Annotated in this window: 13 protein-coding genes; 7 read left to right on the top strand and 6 right to left on the bottom strand. The window is 66.1% G+C overall.

The window, feature by feature from the left end; genetic code table 11:
* Positions 1-34: 34 nt before the first annotated feature.
* The 4 genes from POL25_RS34025 to POL25_RS34010 all read left to right on the top strand — a co-directional run bounded on the left by POL25_RS34025 (position 35) and on the right by POL25_RS34010 (position 3,612).
* Positions 35-508, top strand: coding sequence for a hypothetical protein (locus POL25_RS34025; protein ID WP_272090473.1), 474 nt, complete (start codon positions 35-37; stop codon positions 506-508).
* 515 nt (positions 509-1,023) lie between these two features.
* A complete protein-coding gene (locus POL25_RS34020; RefSeq protein WP_272090472.1) occupies positions 1,024-1,662 on the top strand; it encodes a DUF47 domain-containing protein in 639 nt (212 codons plus the stop codon).
* The gene (locus POL25_RS34015) at positions 1,655-2,695 is read left to right on the top strand and encodes an inorganic phosphate transporter (RefSeq protein ID WP_373372123.1); all 1,041 of its coding nucleotides are present in this window, start codon (positions 1,655-1,657) and stop codon (positions 2,693-2,695) included. Before POL25_RS34020 ends, POL25_RS34015 begins: the two co-directional genes overlap by 8 nt.
* A gap of 107 nt (positions 2,696-2,802) precedes the next feature.
* Positions 2,803-3,612: a tRNA(His) guanylyltransferase Thg1 family protein gene (locus tag POL25_RS34010; RefSeq protein WP_272090470.1), complete on the top strand. Its 810-nt coding sequence runs from the start codon at positions 2,803-2,805 to the stop codon at positions 3,610-3,612.
* 174 nt (positions 3,613-3,786) lie between these two features.
* Here POL25_RS34010 and POL25_RS34005 read toward each other — a convergent pair whose 3' ends face one another.
* The 5 genes from POL25_RS34005 to POL25_RS33990 form a co-directional block, all read right to left on the bottom strand.
* The gene (locus tag POL25_RS34005) at positions 3,787-4,068 is read right to left on the bottom strand and encodes a hypothetical protein (RefSeq protein ID WP_272090469.1); all 282 of its coding nucleotides are present in this window, start codon (positions 4,066-4,068) and stop codon (positions 3,787-3,789) included.
* Positions 4,069-4,877: 809 nt separating this feature from the next.
* Positions 4,878-5,189, bottom strand: coding sequence for a hypothetical protein (locus POL25_RS34000; RefSeq protein ID WP_272090468.1), 312 nt, complete (start codon positions 5,187-5,189; stop codon positions 4,878-4,880).
* A 203-nt stretch (positions 5,190-5,392) separates the two neighbouring features.
* Positions 5,393-6,775, bottom strand: coding sequence for a transposase (locus POL25_RS33995; protein WP_272090467.1), 1,383 nt, complete (start codon positions 6,773-6,775; stop codon positions 5,393-5,395).
* A 563-nt stretch (positions 6,776-7,338) separates the two neighbouring features.
* Positions 7,339-7,809, bottom strand: a complete 471-nt coding sequence (locus tag POL25_RS45070) for an RHS repeat-associated core domain-containing protein (protein ID WP_373372139.1) — start codon at positions 7,807-7,809, stop codon at positions 7,339-7,341.
* On the bottom strand, positions 7,754-8,899 hold the full coding sequence (locus POL25_RS33990) for an RHS repeat domain-containing protein (RefSeq protein WP_272090466.1): 1,146 nt from the start codon (positions 8,897-8,899) through the stop codon (positions 7,754-7,756). Before POL25_RS33990 ends, POL25_RS45070 begins: the two co-directional genes overlap by 56 nt.
* Here POL25_RS33990 and POL25_RS33985 point away from each other — a divergent pair.
* From POL25_RS33985 to POL25_RS33975, 3 genes are read left to right on the top strand one after another with little or no spacing between them, the layout of a single operon-like run.
* Positions 8,865-9,755 (top strand): hypothetical protein, encoded by an 891-nt coding sequence (locus tag POL25_RS33985; RefSeq protein ID WP_272090465.1) that lies wholly within the window; start codon positions 8,865-8,867, stop codon positions 9,753-9,755. The two genes, POL25_RS33990 and POL25_RS33985, sit on opposite strands and share 35 nt — an antisense overlap.
* Positions 9,749-10,843: an IS66 family transposase gene (tnpC, locus tag POL25_RS33980; RefSeq protein WP_272090464.1), complete on the top strand. Its 1,095-nt coding sequence runs from the start codon at positions 9,749-9,751 to the stop codon at positions 10,841-10,843. The genes POL25_RS33985 and tnpC overlap by 7 nt, the downstream gene beginning before the upstream one ends.
* A 47-nt stretch (positions 10,844-10,890) precedes the next feature.
* Positions 10,891-11,052: a hypothetical protein gene (locus tag POL25_RS33975; RefSeq protein ID WP_272090463.1), complete on the top strand. Its 162-nt coding sequence runs from the start codon at positions 10,891-10,893 to the stop codon at positions 11,050-11,052.
* Between the two features lie 518 nt (positions 11,053-11,570).
* On the opposite strand, the gene POL25_RS33970 is transcribed toward POL25_RS33975, so the two are convergent.
* Positions 11,571-19,073, bottom strand: coding sequence for a SpvB/TcaC N-terminal domain-containing protein (locus POL25_RS33970; RefSeq protein WP_272090462.1), 7,503 nt, complete (start codon positions 19,071-19,073; stop codon positions 11,571-11,573).
* Between the last annotated feature and the right edge of the window lie 17 nt (positions 19,074-19,090).

Raw genomic sequence — 19,090 nt, 5'->3', positions numbered from 1 at the left:
GTCGCCGGGCCGAAGATCTCGCCATGAATGAGGTATGTCGATCGTCGCTCGTTCCACCGCCGTCCTGCTCGCTCTCACTGCCTGCGACATGGTCCGCGAGCATTCGCCGCCGAAGCTCGAGGAGAGCAAGCACAACGCCAGCGGCGACCGCGGCGGGCTGTCCGCCTGTTACGACGATTGCACCGGGCAAGCGCTCGCGCCCGGCGACGCGATCACCTGCCGCCGCAACTGCGACGTGGCCTTCAAGGTCACGCCCACGGCCGTCGACGCGGCCTTCGACGGCGCGGCGCGGTGTCTTCACGAGTGCGGTGATTCGCGGCCGTGCGGCAAGCGCTGCAAGCGGCGGGCGCGGGCGGCCGACGCGACGCTGACGCCCGAGTCGCTGGACCGCCTGTCGGCGTGCGTCGATGTCTGTCACGCCGACAAGCAGCTCGGCGCCGGCGATCGCTGGACCTGCGTCCGCAACTGCGCCCAGACGGCGCGAGACGCCGAGCCGCCGCCGACGTGAGAGGTGTCGACGCGAGCGAGCGCCGGGGAGCGAGGCCAGCGGCAGGGCGACGCGGAACAGCGAGCGACCGGACGCGCTCTCGAGTGCGAGATCTGCAGACGATCGAGAGGCCGAGGCTGGTGACGATCGGCGTCGTGACGGAGGCAGGCGATCTCGACGCGCACGCGGCCGATCGTCGCGGTCACCTCGTGGGAGGCCTCGTTATGGACGCCGCTCGGGCACCTCGAATCGCGTGGCGAGGCTCCTGCATCGCGGACTCGGGATCTTCGGAACTCGGCGACAAGCGGCGCGACCGGTGGGCTTCGCGCTCGCGGCGCTGGGCCTTCGCGGGACGATCGCTGGCTGGTGGTACCTCACGCGGGCGAGGCGAGACCGCGATGCATGAGCAGCGGCGGCCCTCTACGCCTTCGTTGTGACGGGCATGTTACAGAGGCGTCGCGCATGCGCAAAATGCGCGAGCAAGCGATGGACTCGCCGGCAGAGGCCGGCTAGGTTCCCGCGCGGAGAAGCACCCCATGGCACTGCAGGACGTCATCCGTTGGCTCCTTCCGCGGGAGGATGTGTTTTACGGGCTGATCGAGCGGCAGAGCGAGCTGCTCGAGCAGGCCGCCCGCGCGCTCGCCGACTTCGCGCGCGGCGTGTCGGCCGAGAAGGTGCGCGAGACAGTGCAGGAGCTCGAGCACCAGGCAGATGCGATCGTCTACGAGATCGAAGAGCAGCTGGCTCGGGTGTTCGTGACGCCGATCGACCGCGAGGACATCCAGCTGCTGGCGGCGTCGATCGACGACATCGTCGACCTTATCAACCTGACGGGCCGGACCTTCGAGCTGTACGCGGTGCCGGAGCCGTCGCCGCCGATGATCGAGCTGATGAACATCCTGGTGGTGATGGCCGAGCTGCTCAAGGCCGAGCTGCCGGCGCTGCGCCGCCACGAGTACGCCAAGCTGATCGCGGTCGGCCGGGTGATCAAGCAGCACGAGAAGGAGGCCGACCGGATCTTCCGCAACGCCGTCGGGCAGCTGTTCCACGACCCGGCGATCGACGCCAAGGTGCTGCTGCGCGACAAGGAGGTCCTGGAGGACCTCGAGAAGGCGATCGACAAGTGCGAGACGGTCGCCGAGCGGCTCAAGAACCTGGCGGTGAAGCATGGTTAGCATGCTGACGCTCTTGATCCTGGTGATCGTGGTCGCGCTGGTGTTCGACTACATCAACGGCTTCCACGACGCCGCCAACGCGATCGCTACCGTCGTCTCGACCGGCGTGCTGCCGGTCCGCACCGCGGTCATCCTCGCCGGCATCCTCAACTTCATCGGCGCCATCACCGGCACCGCGGTCGCCAAGACTATCGCCTCCGGCTTCGCCGATCCGATGATCGTCACCCAGGTGGTGGTGCTGGCGGCGCTGATCGGCGCCTGCATCTGGAACCTGCTGACGTGGTGGTACGGCATCCCGTCGAGCTCGTCGCACGCGCTGATCGGCGGGCTCGCCGGCGCGGTCGTGGCTCACGCCGGCATGTCGGCCTTCAACTGGGGCACGCTGACCGGCAAGGTGCTGATCCCGCTGGTGCTGTCGCCGCTGGCGGGCTTCACGATCGCGTTCCTTTTCATGATCGCGCTGCTGTGGATCGTGCGGTCGTTCAAGCCGGTCTCGGTCCAGCGCGGGTCACGGCGGCTGCAGCTGATCTCGGCCTGCATGATGGCGTTCTCGCACGGCTCGAACGACGCGCAGAAGGCGATGGGCATCATCACGCTCGCGCTGGTGTCGTTCATGGCCGCCGGCTACACCGGGCTGCCCGAGTCGATGCTGCCGGTCGACAAGGGCGTGCCGACGTGGGTGGTGTTCTCGTGCGCGGCGGCGATCGGCCTCGGCACGATGGCAGGCGGCAAGCGCATCATCAAGACGATGGGCACGAAGATCATCCGCATCACGCCGCTGCAGGGCTTCGCCGCCGAGACGGCCGGGACGGCGACGATCCTCACCGCGAGCGCGATGGGCGTGCCGGTGTCGACGACGCACTGCATCAGCGCGTGCATCATGGGCGTGGGCGCGAGCAAGCGCCTGTCGGCCGTCCGCTGGGGCGTGGCCGGCAACATCGTGCTGGCGTGGGTGCTGACGATCCCGGCGAGCGCCGGCTTCGCGTTCCTGTCGCTGTACGGCCTGCGCGCGATCTTCGGCGACAACGCCTGAAGTATCCGCAGCGTGGATGGAGGCGAGTCGGCGCGCAGGCGCGCGGGCTCGCCTCTTTGATTGTGTGTGGCGCTCGTGCGAGCCTCCTCGTCGCAAAGGAGGCGCGCATGACGGACGAGCTCGGGGACCGGATGAAGATGTACGAGATGGCAGAGGCCGGCCGGAAGTGCATGCCGCTGCTGCCGATCGTCGCGCGCATCGATGGCCGCTCCTTTTCAAAATTCACGCACGGGCTCGAGCGGCCGTTCGATCGCCGGCTGTCGCAGCTGATGATCGAGACGGTGAAGTTCCTGGTGCGCGAGACCAACGCGGCGTGCGGCTACACGCAGTCCGACGAGATCACGTTGGCCTGGTACACGCCGACGGCCGACAGCCAGATCATCTTCGACGGGCGTATTTCGAAGTTGGTGTCGGTGCTGGCGAGCCTGACGACCGCGTACTTCAATAAGAGGCTGCCGGAGTTCTTGCCGGGGGAGTACGGGGAGAAGCTGCCGCACTTCGACGCGCGGGTGTGGAACCTGCCTTCGCTCGACGAGGCGGCCAATACGTTCCTGTGGCGTGAGTTCGACGCGGTCAAAAACTCGGTCGCCATGGCGGCACGAGCCCACTACAGCCACAAGCAGCTCGACAACAAGAACGGCGCCGAGATGCAGGCGATGCTGCGCGACAAGGGGGTCGAGTGGAACGACTACCCCGAGTTCTTCAAGCGCGGGACGTACGTGCAGCGGCGGAAGTCGCTGCGGAGGTTTGATTCGGAGGAGCTGGAGAAGCTGCCGCCGAGGCACGAGGCGCGGAGAAACCCAGACCTGATGATCGAGCGGACGGACTACGTGGCGCTGGAGCTGCCGCCGCTGGCGAAGGTTCGCAACCGCGTGGCGGTGCTGTTCGAAGGGGCGGAGGCCGAGACGGTCGCGTAGGTGACAGTCGTGGCTGCGGCGGGTAGGATGCGGGCATGGTCTCGCTGCCCGCCGATCACGAGGTAAGGATGTCCCGCGCCCGCCTGTCCCTCGCCGGGCTGTCGGTGGGGGATGCGCTCGGGGATCTGTGCGGGAGATCCGGACGACCCGGGATCTACCGTGCTGGGCAAAGAATTATCCCACCACAACAGGCATGATGCGTTCGGTGAACGCACGGATTCTCTGGGCTGAATCGTAATCTCCTTGATTCTCCATCTGTTCGGCGAAGCGGTACATGGCAAACATTCCTTCGCCCGCGCTTTCGAGGAGGCGAATCGAAACTGCCGTCACTGCATCGAGCTCGTCCACGCCTGCAGAATTGAGCAGGCGATGGACCTCTTCTTTTGTCGAGGCGCCGTAACGCTCGAACATGGCGCACACGAAATTCAACTCTGGTGGGAAAACGAGCGGTGTCATCAGGGACCTTTTGGGGGTTTGCTGCCCCCCGGAAAGAAGGATCTGAAATCTCCTCGAAGCTCCAAATCCGGTGCATTATAGCCTGGCGTGTTCGGAATCGGAGACAGTCGTGGTGCTACTACTAAGTGGCCATTGGGCTATGCCCAAAGAATGTCGGTAGGGGCCAAATCCGATAGGCCTGGCTCGAGCTCGCAGGGGTACAGCTGACGGCGCGTCTCACGAGGCTCGACGCGAGTCGATTGTTGCCGCCGCCGATGGACTCGCTGCTCTGCAGGCGATCGTCGTGGTCCCAGGACCCCGGGGATGGTGGGCATGGCGGTCATGTTGCCGTGGGCGTCGTGGTGTAGGGGACGGTGGAGCTCAGCGGGTCGTCGATGTCGTCGAGGGGGCGCTGGTGGCCTGCAGCCAGTTCCTCCGAGATGGTAGGCATAACCGCGCTCCCAGACAACCGGCGCGGCGCCGCGGGTGGCGGTTCGGCGCGGACGGGCTCACGCTCGTCGGTGTCCGCGGGGCCCCAGTCGAAGAAGGGCTCGTACTGCTTGACGGGGTTGCCTTGTTGTCGCCGATGAAGCGGTCGCTGCCGACCAGGCGGAGGTTGGGCTGGTGTCCGCGAACACGATGTCGTCGCCGTCGAACACGAGGTCGCCGTGCCGTCGGGCTTGGGGGCTCGGCCGGACTTTTTGCGGCACGACCTGATACGGCCGCGGTGTGCATGAGGGCCGGGTCGGTCTCGCCAGCGAGGTCGATCCGGCGGTGTAGCCCTCGACGAGGCGGTGCTCGAAGTTTGCCATGACGCGCCGCCCTACTATCTATTCCGCAGGTCCTCGTTGCCTCGGACCTTTGACCACCGATACATAAGGTTTCGGCTCGGACGGCAGTTTGGAAACATCGAGCTTGCCAGGCGTTCGCCACCAGTATTCTTCGTAATGCTCGGGGCTTTGGTGTTCAAGCATGGACACTAGACCGAGCAAAGAAACCGGACTGTCGGCCATAAAATCCCAGCCGTCACGCTCTGCGCAAAACGTCTCGCCGTCGTCTTGCACCCAAACTTGGTAACCCTTTGCGGCAAGAATGTTCAGTGCCGATCGCCAAACGTTCACGTGTTCGCTCAGTGCAGGCATTTTCGTCTCCTCATCTAACCTGACGTATCGCATTGAATGGAATCAAGACACGAAACAGGACCTCCTGTGCCCGCCTCGCGTCTCGCAGGGTGGTGGAGTTCCCACTTCGCTTGGCGGCTTGGAGTACGTTGTTGTGATCGATGAACTTCGCGCCTCCTGCGATCGCTAGCAGCCCGAGGCAGAAGTCGTTGGGACGAAATCGCTCAGGTGAGCCTCGGGTAAGCGAAGCACTCGGGAGGTCGAGCCTTCGGCGGAAATTGCTGCGAGCCGCGCCCGAAGAGTGCTCCGAGCCACCGCAGGAGCGTGAGGACGGCCACGAGTACGGCAGAAAGTGCGGCCCGAAGGCCCTGGAGGGCCCTCGGTTTCCCGATTCCGTGGACCATTCGCATGATCAGACTCAAGTTGAATCCGGCGGCGTGGATGACCAGTCGCTTGAGGATATTGTCGTGACCCCGCACGTGGACCCTGCGCATGCCGCCGGAGTCGAGCATGTGTGCGAAGGGCCGTTCGACCAGCTCGCTGCGCTTCTTCTGCAGCTCCTTGCCCTTGCTCCGTTTCATGCGGCGGCGGTTCCGGCTGACCGCGTCGCGCTCGGCCTGCTTGCCCTCCCACCGCCGACGACCTCGCGCGGGCTCCGGAATATAGCTGCGCACGTCGACCCCCTCGAGAGAGGTCATCACGTCGTTGCTGTGGTAGCCCTTGTCGGCGACGACCTCCTCGACGCGCTCGGCGATCTGCTCCCTGGCCTTCTCCGAGCCCACCTGGCGTACCTCCGCGAGATTGGCGTCGGCGACCTCCAGCGTCTTTTCGAGGGTTTTCGTGTCGCCCGCAGCGCCGCCGTGCACCGTCACCCCGACGATCGCCCCGGTCTCGAGGTCGACTGCCTGCTCGTGCTTGTGCGCGAGGTGGGTGCTGCCGTTCTTCATCTTCATGATCTGGGCCTCGGGATCGTGCGGGTGCACCCACTCGTCGTTCGAGCCCTTCTTCGGCCGCTTGCGGTCGAGCCGCGCCAGGTCCTCGCGCGTCGGTTCCTCGATCCCCTCGGCCTCCGCCAGGTCGGTCAAGTACTCCTTATACGCGCGTCGGTCGTCGCGGCGAACAATCGAGCGCAGCGCCGCGTTCGCCTCGAGCGTCGTCGCGTCGATCCCCAGCGTCTTGCCGCGCAGCAGGCCATGCTCCGCCACCAGCTCGAGCACCCGCGTAAAGACTCGCTCGTGCACGTCAATGCTCAGCCGGCGTCGCGTCCGCGAGATCGTCGAGTGATCGGGCGGCTGCTTCTCCAGGCCGAGCCCCAAAAACCGCCGCAGGCTCAGCGAGTCAGCGATCCGCCAGGCGATGCCCCGCTCGCTGCCGATCCCCTCGAAGTAACCGATCAGCAGGCACCGGAAGTACACCCCCGGCGCGAGGCCCGGTCGGCCCATCACCTCGGCGTAGAACTGCTGGCACTGCTTCTCCGCGAAGCGGTCGAAGCCGTGCTTCCGTAACAGCTTGTCGAGCGCTTCATAGAACGGGTGCCCGAGCCCCTGCAGCTTGTCATAGGTGATGAACAGCGTCGGCTGCTCCCCGTTGTCGTGCCCCATCGCCATGGCAGAGCCACTTTATCAGCTTCCCGAGCGGCGCGCGATATCGCACGCCGCTCTGCTGTTCGCTAGATTCCTCGCAGCGTGGTTACCGCGACTTCCACCACGGGCTGCTAGGTCCACGTCGATCTCCACCAGGCCATTGCCCGAATCAAAGCGTGCCGCTGCCTCTGGCGTTAGGGAGGCCGAGATATTTCCAGTTGGCTGGCCTTCGATGTGCGCGCTGATATCCGTCTGAGTACCCTTCGGAGAAAGGCCACGCCCCGCAGCGAGGTTCTCTACGTCATCCGGGTTCAGGTGCCGGTAGACCTTTCGTCCTCCCTTATCTGCGCCGCCAGCAGAGCTACCGCGCGCCCCCGAAGGAAGCCCGCGAGAGGGGGGGCTGTTGGGAGGCGCTGCGCCAATTCGGCGACCCGCCTGGAAGACACCAAGGCCCAACGGAAACAGCAGCTCAACGATGTCTCCGTGTGTCTCTCCCTCTTGCTCACTACCTCCGAATAACCCTGTCGAAATAATCTTAGTCCCTGCGCGAAGTCCCGTGCTGGCCATGTCGCCGGTAATTGCTTGTGTCAGGCTCGCTTGAGCAAAGTCTGCTTCAAGTAGTAAGGCAACCCAGCGGTTCCATACATCGCAGCAACACCCGCTGCGAAGTTCAACGCACCATTGAGCCGAGTCACCGTACGTCCGGCGAGCGTCCAAGAGTCTCCATTGCCTTCATTATACTCCCGGGTGCGCATGTCCTCCAAGTCTGCGAGCACATTTCGAATTGCCAAATCCTGCCATCGATCCAATAACACGTTCTCCCGATCAACAAGCGAGATCCTCTCCCGATCAAGCCGGGCCGCAGTTTGTTGGCTCGAGTCAGACGTGGCCAGTTCGGCATGCCATGCCTGCACAGCTGAATTGTGTTCGGCCGCGTCCTTTTCGTACTGCTGAATCTCAGCTGTACTCGGGCGCTCTATCGTGCCAGTCGGATCGACAAATCTAGTGGGAGCACATTTGACGTACAAATATCGGTTCGGACCTCCACCGAGGCCGATCGGGTCGGCGGCTGTCCATCTCGCTAGCCAGGGGGCGTAATAGCGGGCGCCGTGCGAGGCCGGTCTCTTCATCGCGCTCCTGGCCCGTGTAGCGGTAGCGTTTGGCGCTGACCTCGATGGCGCTGTTGGCGGCGCGGTAGCTGCTGGTGCCGTAAGGGTGGAACTCCTCGTAGCTGATGACCTCGGCGTCGTCGTCGAGCTCGAGGTTGGCGGTGCCGAGGTGGTTGCTGTACTGGTAGCGGGCGACGTTGGCCGGGGTGACGACGGGGGTGCCGGCGTCGACGGTCTTGGTCTCGATGAGGCAGATCCGGCCGTGGTCGTCGTGGACGTGGAGGGTCTCGCGCTCGAGCTCGAGATCGTTCGTCGTGTTGATGTTCTTGTGTTCGCGGTAGGCCTCCCAGCTGCCGAAGTAGAGGCGTTGCTTGCTGGTGGAGCCCGAAAGGTTGACGTGGACCTTGCGGACGCGCTGGCCGGAGCCGTCGTAGACGTAGTAGGTCGTGCCGCCGCCGATGGAATCGCTGCTCTGCAGGCGATCGTCGTGGTCCCAGGTGAGGCCCCCGGGGATGGCGGGCATGGCGGTCATGTTGCCGTGGGCGTCGTGCGTGTAGGGGACGGTGTAGTTCAGCGGGTCGTCGATGTCGTCGAGGGGATCGCTGGTGGCCTGCAGCCGGTTTCCTCCGAGATGGTAGGCGTAACCGCGCTCCCAGACAACCGACATGCCGGACTCGTGCTTCATCCGCAGGATGTTGCCGACCGAGTCGTAGGTGTATTTCTGGGTGTAGCTGCGCTGGGCCTGGATGTCTTGGGGGCGCGCAATGGGCGCGAAACCCTCGGCGGTGGGCATGGTGAGCGTGGCGTGCTCGCGGCCCGTGGCGGAGATGAGGCGGTAGGACGGGTCGTAGCGGAACGACTGGGTGGGGTCGGCGTATGCGTTGTCGAAGAAGACACCCTGCTGGGCTTCGTCGCGGATCCGGGCAATGTTGCCGACGGGATCGTAGTGGTAGCGCAGGTCCTGGACGGCGCGCAGGTCGGGGTCGGGGTCGGGGGCGAGTGGTGTGAATGCGAGTGACGCGGAAGTTCCTGGGGTCATACTCGTAATCTGTGGACGAGCCGTTGCCGTACTCAATGAGGAGGCGCTGTCCGCGGGCGTTGTAGTCGATGTTGGTGACGATGTCGGTCGCAGTCAGGGCGCCGCGGACGTTGACGGCGACGGACTCCAGCATGCCGCCGAGGCCGAAGGTCTGGGTGGTGACGCTGGCATCGGGCGTGGTCTGGGTGCGGACGCGGCTGAGGGCGTCGTAGGTCCAGGATGTCGTGAAGGTCTCGGCCTCGAGCAGGGGCGCGGCGGCGGCGTGGATGAGGGCCGGGTCGGTCTCGGGGGCGAGGTCGATCCAGTCGGGCGCGGTGGTGTAGTCTTCGGCGAGGCGGCGTTCGGTGGTGAGGAGGTTGCCCTTGAAGTCGTACTCGATGCTGGTGAGGACGCCGGCGCTGTCATAAACGCGGTAGACTTGGCCGAGGTGGTTGGTATCGTCGGCGCTGGCGCCGAGGCTCTCGCCGTAGACGATGCGCTGCTGGAGGACCTCGTCGTCGATGTCGTGTTTGAGATAGGCGTGAGTGGGGCAGTTGAGGTCGTCGTAGGCCCAGCGGCGGATGTTGTCGCGGCTGTCCCAGGCGCGCAGCGGGGCGCCGAGAGCGTTGGGGAGGGCCCAGCGGGTGCCGGCGTCCTGGCTCTCGGTCTTGAGCTGCAGGCCGCCGGGGGCGAAGGTGTTGGTCTCGGCGGTGTTCTCGTTGGCGTCGGTGACGACGAGGCTGTAACCCTCGATGTCGAGGGTTACGCGCGTGGCGATCGGGACGTCAAGTGGCACCTCGCGCTGTCCGAGCCCAAGGCCGAGGACAACTGGACCGGCTACTGGCCCAAAAGACAGCCGCGAGCCCGACCGTGGTGATCGCGCCGCCGCCGGAGCGGCCGATCGAGCGCGGCCTGGCCGGCCCCGGGCTCCTTGCGCACACGATCGTCCAGCGCTGGCAGGACCACATGCCGAGCCACCGCCAGGAGGCGATCTACGCCCGCGAGGGCCTCGTGCTCTCGCGCCAGACGATCTGCAGCTGGCCCCAACAGCTCGCCGATCTCGTCGAACCGCTGGTCGAGGCGATGCTGGCCGACGCCTTCCGGTCGCCCTACCTCTGCGTCGACGCGACGGGGGTGCTCGTGCAGGCGTCCGAGCAGTGCCAGCGGGCTCACTTCTGGGTGCTGGTCGCGCCCGGCCGGCACGTGCTGTATCGATTCTCGCACAAGCACGACAGCGAGGCCGTCGATCGCCTGCTCGCGGGCTACGAGGGCTACCTCGTCGCCGACGCGCACTCGGTCTACGATCACCTCTACGCCCGTGGCAGCGTCGTCGAGGTCGCGTGCTGGGCCCACTGTCGGCGCTACTATTATAAGGCGCTGGGCACCGAACCGGAGCTGGCGAGGCACGCGCTCGGGCTGATCCGCAAGCTCTTCAAAAACGAGGAGAAGCTCGCCGAGGAGGCTCGCAAGAAGCGCGAATCGGTGCGCCGGAAGGTCTCGGCGCCGATCGTCGACGCCTTCTTCGCGTGGTGCGACGCGCAGGCCGAGGTCGCCCTCGACGGCTCGCCGCTGGCCGCCGCGCTGACCTACGCTCGCAACCAGCGGGCGGCCCTGCGCCGCTTCCTCGACGACGGACGGCTGCCGCTCGACAACAACATCTCCGAGCGCGCGCTCCGCCGCGAGGCCGTGGGCCGCAAGAACTGGCTCTTCGTCGGCAGCGACGACGGCGCACGTGCCAACACCGTCTTCGTGTCCCTGCTCGCAAGCTGCCAGATGCACGCCATCGAGCCGCTCGGCTACCTCCGCGACCTCCTCTGTCTGCTGCCCTCGTGGCCGCGCTCCCGCATCCTCGAGCTCGCCCCCGTCTCCTGGCGCGAGACGCTCCAGAAGCCAGAGGCTCAGCAGCGGCTCGACGCCAACGTCTTCCGCCGTATCGCGCTGGGCAAGCATCCGCTCTCGGTGTAGCCGACCCGCCCCGGGTCGAGCGAGACGCAGTCAATCGGACGGATACGATGCTCAAGGTCGACGCCGGCTACCTCCACCTGAGCATCCACCGCATCCGCCTGCAGTTCACCCAGGCCGGCGTCCCGGACCCCGCGCGGGTGATCGAGCGCCGCCTCGGCGCCGGCCTCCTCCGCCTCGGCGTCGCGCACGTGACCATCGAGCCGCTGTGACCGGTCGCTCTCTCGCGGCTGCATCGGCCGTCGAGACATCACGAGCGAGCGTGAGCACGACAGGACGGCGAGCCAAGGCTCTCTATCCCGTGATGTCAGTCTCCGACGCGCCGCTCTTCCAGCGTTCAGACATCTCCCGCCATTGGTCGAGGTCGGTGAGTACCTCGGTCAGCTTCGGAACCCCTGGATCTCGGCCTCGGGCCATCGCGTTCCTGATCGTCACTCCGCGGGCGAGAACGCGTCAGGAGGAACTAAGGCCAGAACGTCTCCTTTCTGGAGAACTGCGTTCCTAGTTGCAGGCAACATTGTGTAGGCTCTGCCGCCAGGATATACGCGCAGCATGCGAGCTGGAAAGGTGTAAATGTTGCCCAGAACCCAGATCTCTCCGGAAGAATCTCTAAACTTCATGCCGCTCCGAATGTCCCCCCCCTCGATACGGGTTAGCCATACCGACCACTCGACGCGGCCATTGTTCTCCTCACGCTCTGCGTTCAGAATTTTGATCCTTGTCACCATTGTCATGGCTTCCCTGCCTTTGCGGCCTGCTTATCCTGCCTCGCGAGGGCGCGCCAATCTACCAGATTGGCCTTGGTAATTTGCTCTTCGTATTTGGTCCAACGCAGAGTCCGGCCGAGTTGGATCAACTTGCGCTGCGCCTCAATCTCAACAATTGGGACCTCCTCGTACGTAAAGTTTCGCCATTGCCCCTCTTGACGTGCAATCGACCGAGCCTGCCCCAAATGAATCAGTTCCTCCACGACTTCAGGGGCGGAGGGGTTGTCGCGGAGAAAGACGGTGCCGCCAGGCCCGCCCTCCATGGGGCTATACATCGCGGCGGCTCCCTCTTTCTTAAGGGAAGCTTTAGCCGCGTCACCTTGTACGAATCGAGTAGGAGGATTGCGTTTTGCGAGCGCAGCCACTATTCGATTCAGCTTCTCGGGTGAAAAAGGCGTAACCGACTTCGGTTCCGCAGGCGTGGGGTGCTTTTTGCTTAGAGTCGCCCGCTGGGGATCGGACGCTCCGGAGCCCTTCACTTCCGCATTATCGGCAACTCCGGCTGGGACGACGTCGGCGCTCCTCTTGCCTCCGGATACATTTCCTTTGGAAAGGCCGCGTGGAAGGCGAATGTTTCTCATGATGCCGCCAGCACCCGCTGCAACCAAACCTCCGGTGACAGCTCCAAGACCTCCAAGGACGGCAGCTCTGGCATCTCCTCTGTTCACGCCATCCAATGCCACCCCAATTTCATGGGGCGTGTTGACAAACGCATCGATTGCGTCGAGCGGGCTCAGGGCCAGACTCCTCGCTATCGCCTCATGCCGACTTGGCGGAGACTGATGCCTTCCCATCCCCCAAGCACTGTCACCGGGGTGCGGGCCCCGTTCAGGCGAGCTCTGCCACCCCAAGTTTCGCCTTGCTGCACCCCCCAGATCGGAGGGAGGCGGGGCCGATGGCGCATTGACATTGACTTGAACGCTCTTGGGGAGGACCCAGTCAAAGAATCGCTCTACATATCCTCGCTCGCTAGGCGTGGTGCCCTCCAGATCCACCAGCCTTACTGGATTTCCCCACACATACGCGTACCTATTCATCCCTCCACCCAACCCAATCGGGTCAGAGGCCGTCCATCTCGCTAGCCAGGGGGCGTAGTAGCGCGCGCCATGGTAGGCGAGGCCGGTTTCTTCGTCGCGCTCTTGACCCGTGTAGCGGTAGCGCTTTTCGCTGACTTCGATGGCGCTGTTCGCGGCCCGGTAGCTGCTCGTGCCGTAGGGATGAAACTCCTCGTAGCTGATGACGTCGGCGTCCTCGTCGAGTTCGAGGTTGGCGGTGCCGAGGTGGTTGGAGTACTGGTAGCGTGCGACGTTGGCGGGGGTGACGACGGGGGCGCCCGTGTCGACGGTCTTGGTCTCGATGAGGCAGACGCGGCCGTGGTCGTCGTGGACGTGGAGGGTCTCGCGCTCGAGGTCAAGGTCGTTGGTCGTGTTGATGTTCTTGTGCTCGCGGTAGGTCTCCCAGCTACCGAAGTAGAGGCGCTGCTTGCTGGTGGAGCCCGAGAGGTTGACGTGGACCTTGCGGACGCGCTGGCCGGCGCCGTCGTAGACGTAGTAGGTCGTGCCGCCGCCGATGGAATCGCTGCTCTGCAGGCGATCGTCGTGGTCCCAGGTGAGGCCCCCGGGGATGGCGGGCATGGCGGTCATGTTGCCGTGGGCGTCGTGCGTGTAAGGGACGGTGTAGCTCAGCGGGTCGTCGATGTCGTCGAGGGGGTCGCTGGTGGCCTGCAGCCGGTTTCCTCCGAGATGGTAGGCGTAACCGCGCTCCCAGACAACTGACATGCCGGACTCGTGCTTCATCCGCAGGATGTTGCCGACCGGGTCGTAGGTGTATCGCTGGGTGTAGTTGCGCTGGGCCTGGATGTCCTGCGGGTGCGCAATGGGCGCGAAACCCTCGGCGGTGGGCATGGTGAGGGTGGCGTGCTCGCGGCCCGTGGCGGAGATGAGGCGGTAGAGGCCGTCGTAGACGAAGGACTGGGTGGGATCGGCGTAGGCGTTGTCGAAGAAGACGCCCTGCTGAGCCTGGTCGCGGATCCGGGCGATGTTGCCGGAGGGGTCGTAGTGGTAGCGCAGGTCCTGGACGGTGCGAAGGTCGGGATCGGGGTTGGGGCGAGTGGTGTGAATGCGAGTGACGCGAAAGTTGAGAGGATCGTACGCGTAATCAGTGGACGAGCCGTTGCCGTACGCGATGAGGAGGCGCTGGCCGCGGGCGTTGTAGTCGATGTTGGTGACGATGTCCGTGGCTGCGACGGCGCCGCGGACGTTGACGGCGACGGACTGCAGCATGCCGCCGACGCCGAAGGCCTGGGTGGTGACGCTGTCGTCGGGCGTGGTCTGGGTGCGGACGCGGCTGAGGGCGTCGTAGGTCCAGGATGTCGTGAAGGTCTCGGCCTCGAGCAGGGGCGCGGCGGCGGCGTGGATGAGGGCCGGGTCGGTCTCGGGGGCGAGGTCGATCCAGTCGGGCGCGGTGGTGTAGTCTTCGGCGAGGCGGCGTTCGGTGGTGAGGAGGTTGCCCTTGAAGTCGTACTCGACGCTGGTGAGGACGCCGGCGCTGTCATAAACGCGGTAGACTTGGCCGAGGTGGTTGGTGGTGTCGGCGGTGACGCCGAGGCTCTCGCCGTAGACGATGCGCTGCTGGAGGACCTCGGGGTCGGCCGCGTGCGCGAGATAGGCATGCGTCGGGCGGCTCAGGACGTCGTAGGTCCAGCGGCGCACGTTGTCGCGGCTGTCCCAGGCGCGCAGCGGGGCGCCGAGGGCGTTGGGCAGGGCGAGACGGGTGCCGGCATCAAGGCTGTGGGTCTTGAGCTGGAGACCGCCGGGCGCGAAGGTGTTGGTCTCGGCGGTGTTGCCCCGGGCGTCCTCGACCTCGAGGGTGTTGCCCTCGATGTCGAGGTTGGTGCGCGTCTCGAACTTCAGCGGGTCGTCGTTCTCGTCGAGGCCGTTGTCGGCGATGACGAGGAAGGGGCGGCCGAGGTTGTCGAGCAGCGTGACGGTGGGGGTGCCGTCGTGGGGCTCGGTGTGCAGGGCGGCGTACTTCTCGCCGTCGTTGTGCGGCGTGCCTCCGACCAGGGCGTCGCGCTCGGCGTACCAGTCGCTGGCGAGGACGTTGTCGTTGGCGTCGTGCGCGACCTGCTGCCACGGCGTGAAGGCGACTCTAATAAAAGTCCCATCGGGCAGGTCGGTGCGGATCATGCGACCGACGGGGTCGTAGTGGATGAACGGAGTGACACCCCATTCGACGAGCTCCTGTTCGTCGGTGTACGCGGGGCTCGAGTCGAAGAAGGGCTCGTACTGCTTGACGGGGTTGCCCTTGTTGTCGACGATGACGCGGCCGTTGCCGACCCAGCGCGGATTTGGAGACGTGTCCTCGAACACGAGGTCGCCGCCGTCGAACACGAGGTCGCCGCTGCCGTCGCGCTTGGGCGCGAGGCCGGGCTCGGCCTGGGCCTTTTGTAGGACGACCTGGCCGAGGCCGCCGGAGTAGGCGTAGCTGTGCTGGAAGGCCAGGTTGCCGGCGCCGTGGTTCTCGCGGACGATCGTGTGGACGACCGACGGGATGACGGTGAGGTCGTACTCGATCTCCACGGTCGGGTCGGTCAGTGTGTCGCCGTCGCTGTCGCTGACCTTGCCCATGACGGCCGTCTTGATGACCATGCCGAGGGCGTCGAAGGCGACGGCCTGACGATTGCCGTTGGGGTCGGTGACGAGGTCGGGGGCGAGGAGGCGGTAGTCGTTGTGGGCGCTGATGGTATTGCCGAGGGCGTCCTCGGCGGCCTCGATCAGGAGGCTGTGGGCGTCGTGGGTGAAGGTCGTGGCGTTGCCGAAGATGTCGCGGGACTCGGTGACGCGGTAGAAGTGGGCGGCGTCGAAGAGGACGCGGCCGCTCGGGCGCCACCAGCGGCCGCCGTCCTCGCGGTAGCCGCCCTCGGTTTCGAGGTCGAGGCCGGTGAGCTCGCCGTTCGTGAAGACGAGGTCGAGGTGGGCCTGGGTGAAGGCGAGGGTCAGGGTCTCGTAGGGCAGGGCGCGGAGACCACATTGCCCGAGGGACAGGCGCGCGGCGAGGTTGTCGGAATAATAATAGACCTGGGCGCGCGAGAGCAGCCGCTTCTTGGCGCCGGGGGTGACGAGTCCGTGATAGGGCAGCTCGGTGGCGGCGTCGGCGTGGGCGAGCAGCTCGGCGTGGGTGAAGGGGTCGGAAGGGTCGCCTGCGAGGCCGTGGAGCTCGTAGGAACGCAGCTCGACCGGGACGCCGAGGCGATAGCTGTCGGGCTGGTCGTCGACGTTGAGGAGGTCGGATTCGGTGAGGACGACGCTGGTGACGAGCTGCTCGGCTTCAGAACCGAGGAGGACGGGCTTCTTGTAGGCGACGCTGACCGACCGGACCGGGTTGCCGAAATCGTCGACCTCGAGCACGGCCGAGTGCGAGACCCGCGGTTCGGATGGATCGCGCTCATAATGATAGGAGAGCGACTCGCGGTCGTGGACGAGGAAGACGGCGTGCTGGTCGCCGTCGCGGGGCTGCAGCAGGCGGACGGCGAAGTTGCTCTCGGCGACGCTGTACGGGTGGGCCTGGGCGGGGCTGCCGTCGAGGCCGTAGACCTCGACGCGCAGGGGACGGCCACGGAGGGCTCGTACGGCCTCGCGGTTCTCGACCGGGGTGAGGCCGGCGGGGATCAGGGTCTCGTGCAGATCGATGGCGATCCCGGCCGGGTTCTCGAGGGTTTTGTCGCTGTAGTACTCGTCGCTGTAGCAGTGTGCGAGGCTGGTGCCGCCGAGGTAGGCGCCGGTGTGGTACCAGGTCCTGGTGAGGACCGGCGGGCTGTGCAATTCCTCGCCGACGATCTGGTGGCCGGTGGGGAACAGCTTGGGCGCGTTGTAGTCGGCCCAGGACTCGGTGTCCTCGGTCTCGACCATGCCGAAGCCACGGAACTCGCGCTCGGGGCCATCGAAGTAGCCGTGGTGATAGCGATACTTTTGGACGAAGGTGTGGCCGGTGACGTGATCGCGGACCTCGACGCGCTCGATGACGTGGGTGGGGAACGGGAGGCGGGTCTTCCAGGGCCGGCCAGCGGCGCGATCCTCGAGATAGAACCTGGTCGATGGGGCATATTCGACCCGGGTCTCGGCGCCCATATTGTTCTTTGAAGAAAGCATCAAGTAGGGCTTGCCGGCCGACATGAGGTCGACAAAGGCGATATGCGTGCCCTGGCGATGCGGCAGGTCGGTCGACCAGACGAGGGCGGCGGTGCCCTTTCCGAGGATGTCGGCGAGCTGGACGGAGGAGAGGCTGTCGACCGGCGGGATGTCGACCTGGACGGCGTTTGAAAAACTGTTGCCGGATTGGTTGTGCCACAGGCGGGCGCCGTCCTGGCGGACGTAGACGAGGTCGGTGGTGCCGCTGCCGTCGATGTCGCCGATCCGCAGGCGATCGGCGCGGAAGCGGTCGGGGCGGTCGAACACGGGGGCGCCGCGCATGCCGATCTGGCGGCCGAAGCGGCCGTAGCCGAGGTTGGGCCAGTAGACGACGGAGCCGTTGCGGACGCGGACGATGTCGGCGAGGCCGTCACCGGTCATGTCGGTGAAATAGATGGCCTGCTGCGGGTCGGTCCAGATCAGCTGGGGGCCGACGCGCTCGTCGCGGGGACGCGAGAGGACGCGGGGCTCGCCGTAACCGTCGTGACCTTCGGAGGGGTACCAGATGAAGCGGTTGTCCTCGCAGACGAGGATGTCGGCGAGACCATCTCCGTTGATGTCGAGGAGCTGGACGTTGGGAGCGTTGAGGTCGATGTTGGGGACGGCGCGGAAGCTGCGGAACGGTCGCCAGTCCTCGGCAGCGGCGCCGCAGGTCGGCAGCGGGCGCTCGTAGAAGCCGGGCGCGGGGCCGGAGAAGCTGGCGAGGCTGAGGGCGCCGTCGCCGTCGAGGTCGAGGAGGCGCTGGCTGCCGAGGCGGGCGTTGCTCGGGAGGCTCGGGAGGCTGCGCAGGGGGCCGAAGGTGCCGTTGCCTTCGTTGCGCTTGTAATACCAGTGACCGGCCTGCTCGGTGAGGAGGCCGGGCAAGCCCTCGCCGTCGAGGTCGACGAGTTCGAAGCGACCACCCAGCGCGCCGGGGACATCTTTTAATGTGTCGTTGTCGACGAGGCGGAGGGTCGGATCGATCTGGGCGGTGCTGTAGGTGAACTCGACGGGGGGGTAGGTCTTGTTGGAATACGCGCCGCTGGAATAGACATAGCCCCGGTGCCTGGCGGCGGTCAGGAGGGTGGCGGTCGGGTTCTCGGAATAGGTGAGCTCGGTGGCGGCGACGAGGTACGGATCGACGGGCAACTCCTCGAAGTGGTGGAGCATGAGGATCCGCCGGCACAGCCGCCGGGTGCGGACGTCGAAGCAGGCGCGGAAGTTGGAGAAGGTGTCGGGGCGCGCCGGCCAGGTGCCGGTCTCGGTGCCGTGGGGGTCGTGCTCGCCGTAGTCGAGGAGGACCTCGAAGTGCCAATCGTCGGCGACGTAGGGGGTAGCGTTGCCGTAATAGATGCGCTTGAGGTAACGCTGGGCCTGGGCCTGGGTGACGGCGAGGCGCTCGTGCTCCTCGAGGCTCTCGAGGTCGACGTCGTCGAGGTCCTCCTGCTTGTATTCGAAGCGGACGATGTTGCCGCGGTCGTCGCTGGTCTGGTCGATGAGCCAGGTGAAGACGCGAGCAGGGTCGGCGGGGTCGGCGATTCGGCTGGTCGGAGCGCTGCCGTAGGTGCTGCGCACGTTGTCGCGCGACCAGGTGCGCCAGTGGACGTCGCCGGTGCCGAGGTGGACCCAGCGCTCGATGCGGGCGAAGCCGGCCTCGACGCGCGGACGATAGGCGTGGACGCGGTGGCCTTCCTGGGTGAAGACCTTGCGGGTCCACTCGCCGCCGTCCTCTTCGAGCAGAGGGACGAGGTCCTCGGCGTCGGAGATGAGGAAGGTGTCGGCCTCGGCGGCGTCGTCGTAGGTCGGGAGGCCCTTGTCGGTCTTGCGGGAGATCGAGGCGACGGAGAGCTGCCAGCCCATGCCGAAGGGGCCATTGCCGGCGCCGGTGCTGTAGCCGAGAGCGAGGGTCGGGGCGAGGCCGCGGCCCGGCGAGACGGCGATCGGAATGCTCATACCGCCGCTGCCGCTGAAGGCGTTGGCCTCGAACTTGTCGCCGATGTTCTTGAGAGCACCGCCACCCTTGGGGAGGGAGATCGAGGGGGCGAGCTCGGAGGGGTTGGGGGCGGCGGGGGCGGGTGATTGCGAGTTTTGCTGGCCAGTGCCGGCGGAAGCAGCGGCGCCGGGGCTGGCCTCGCGGGTTTCTTGAGGCTTGCTCGAGACGGCGGGCGAGGGCCCTGGGCCCGCTCGGTGGCCGCTCGGGCGGGCCGCGCTTTCGGTCGGTTGGTTGCCGCTCTTCTGGGTGGCCGATGGATTGGTCATGCGGCCGCCCGAAGTGTCGTTGTCGCGCTTCATTGCCATGATTTCACCCTCCCCCG

This window comes from Nannocystis bainbridge (assembly GCF_028368995.1).
Classification (GTDB): Bacteria; Myxococcota_A; Polyangia; order Nannocystales; family Nannocystaceae; genus Nannocystis; species Nannocystis bainbridge.
This window is presented reverse-complemented; position numbering and strand designations above follow the sequence as displayed.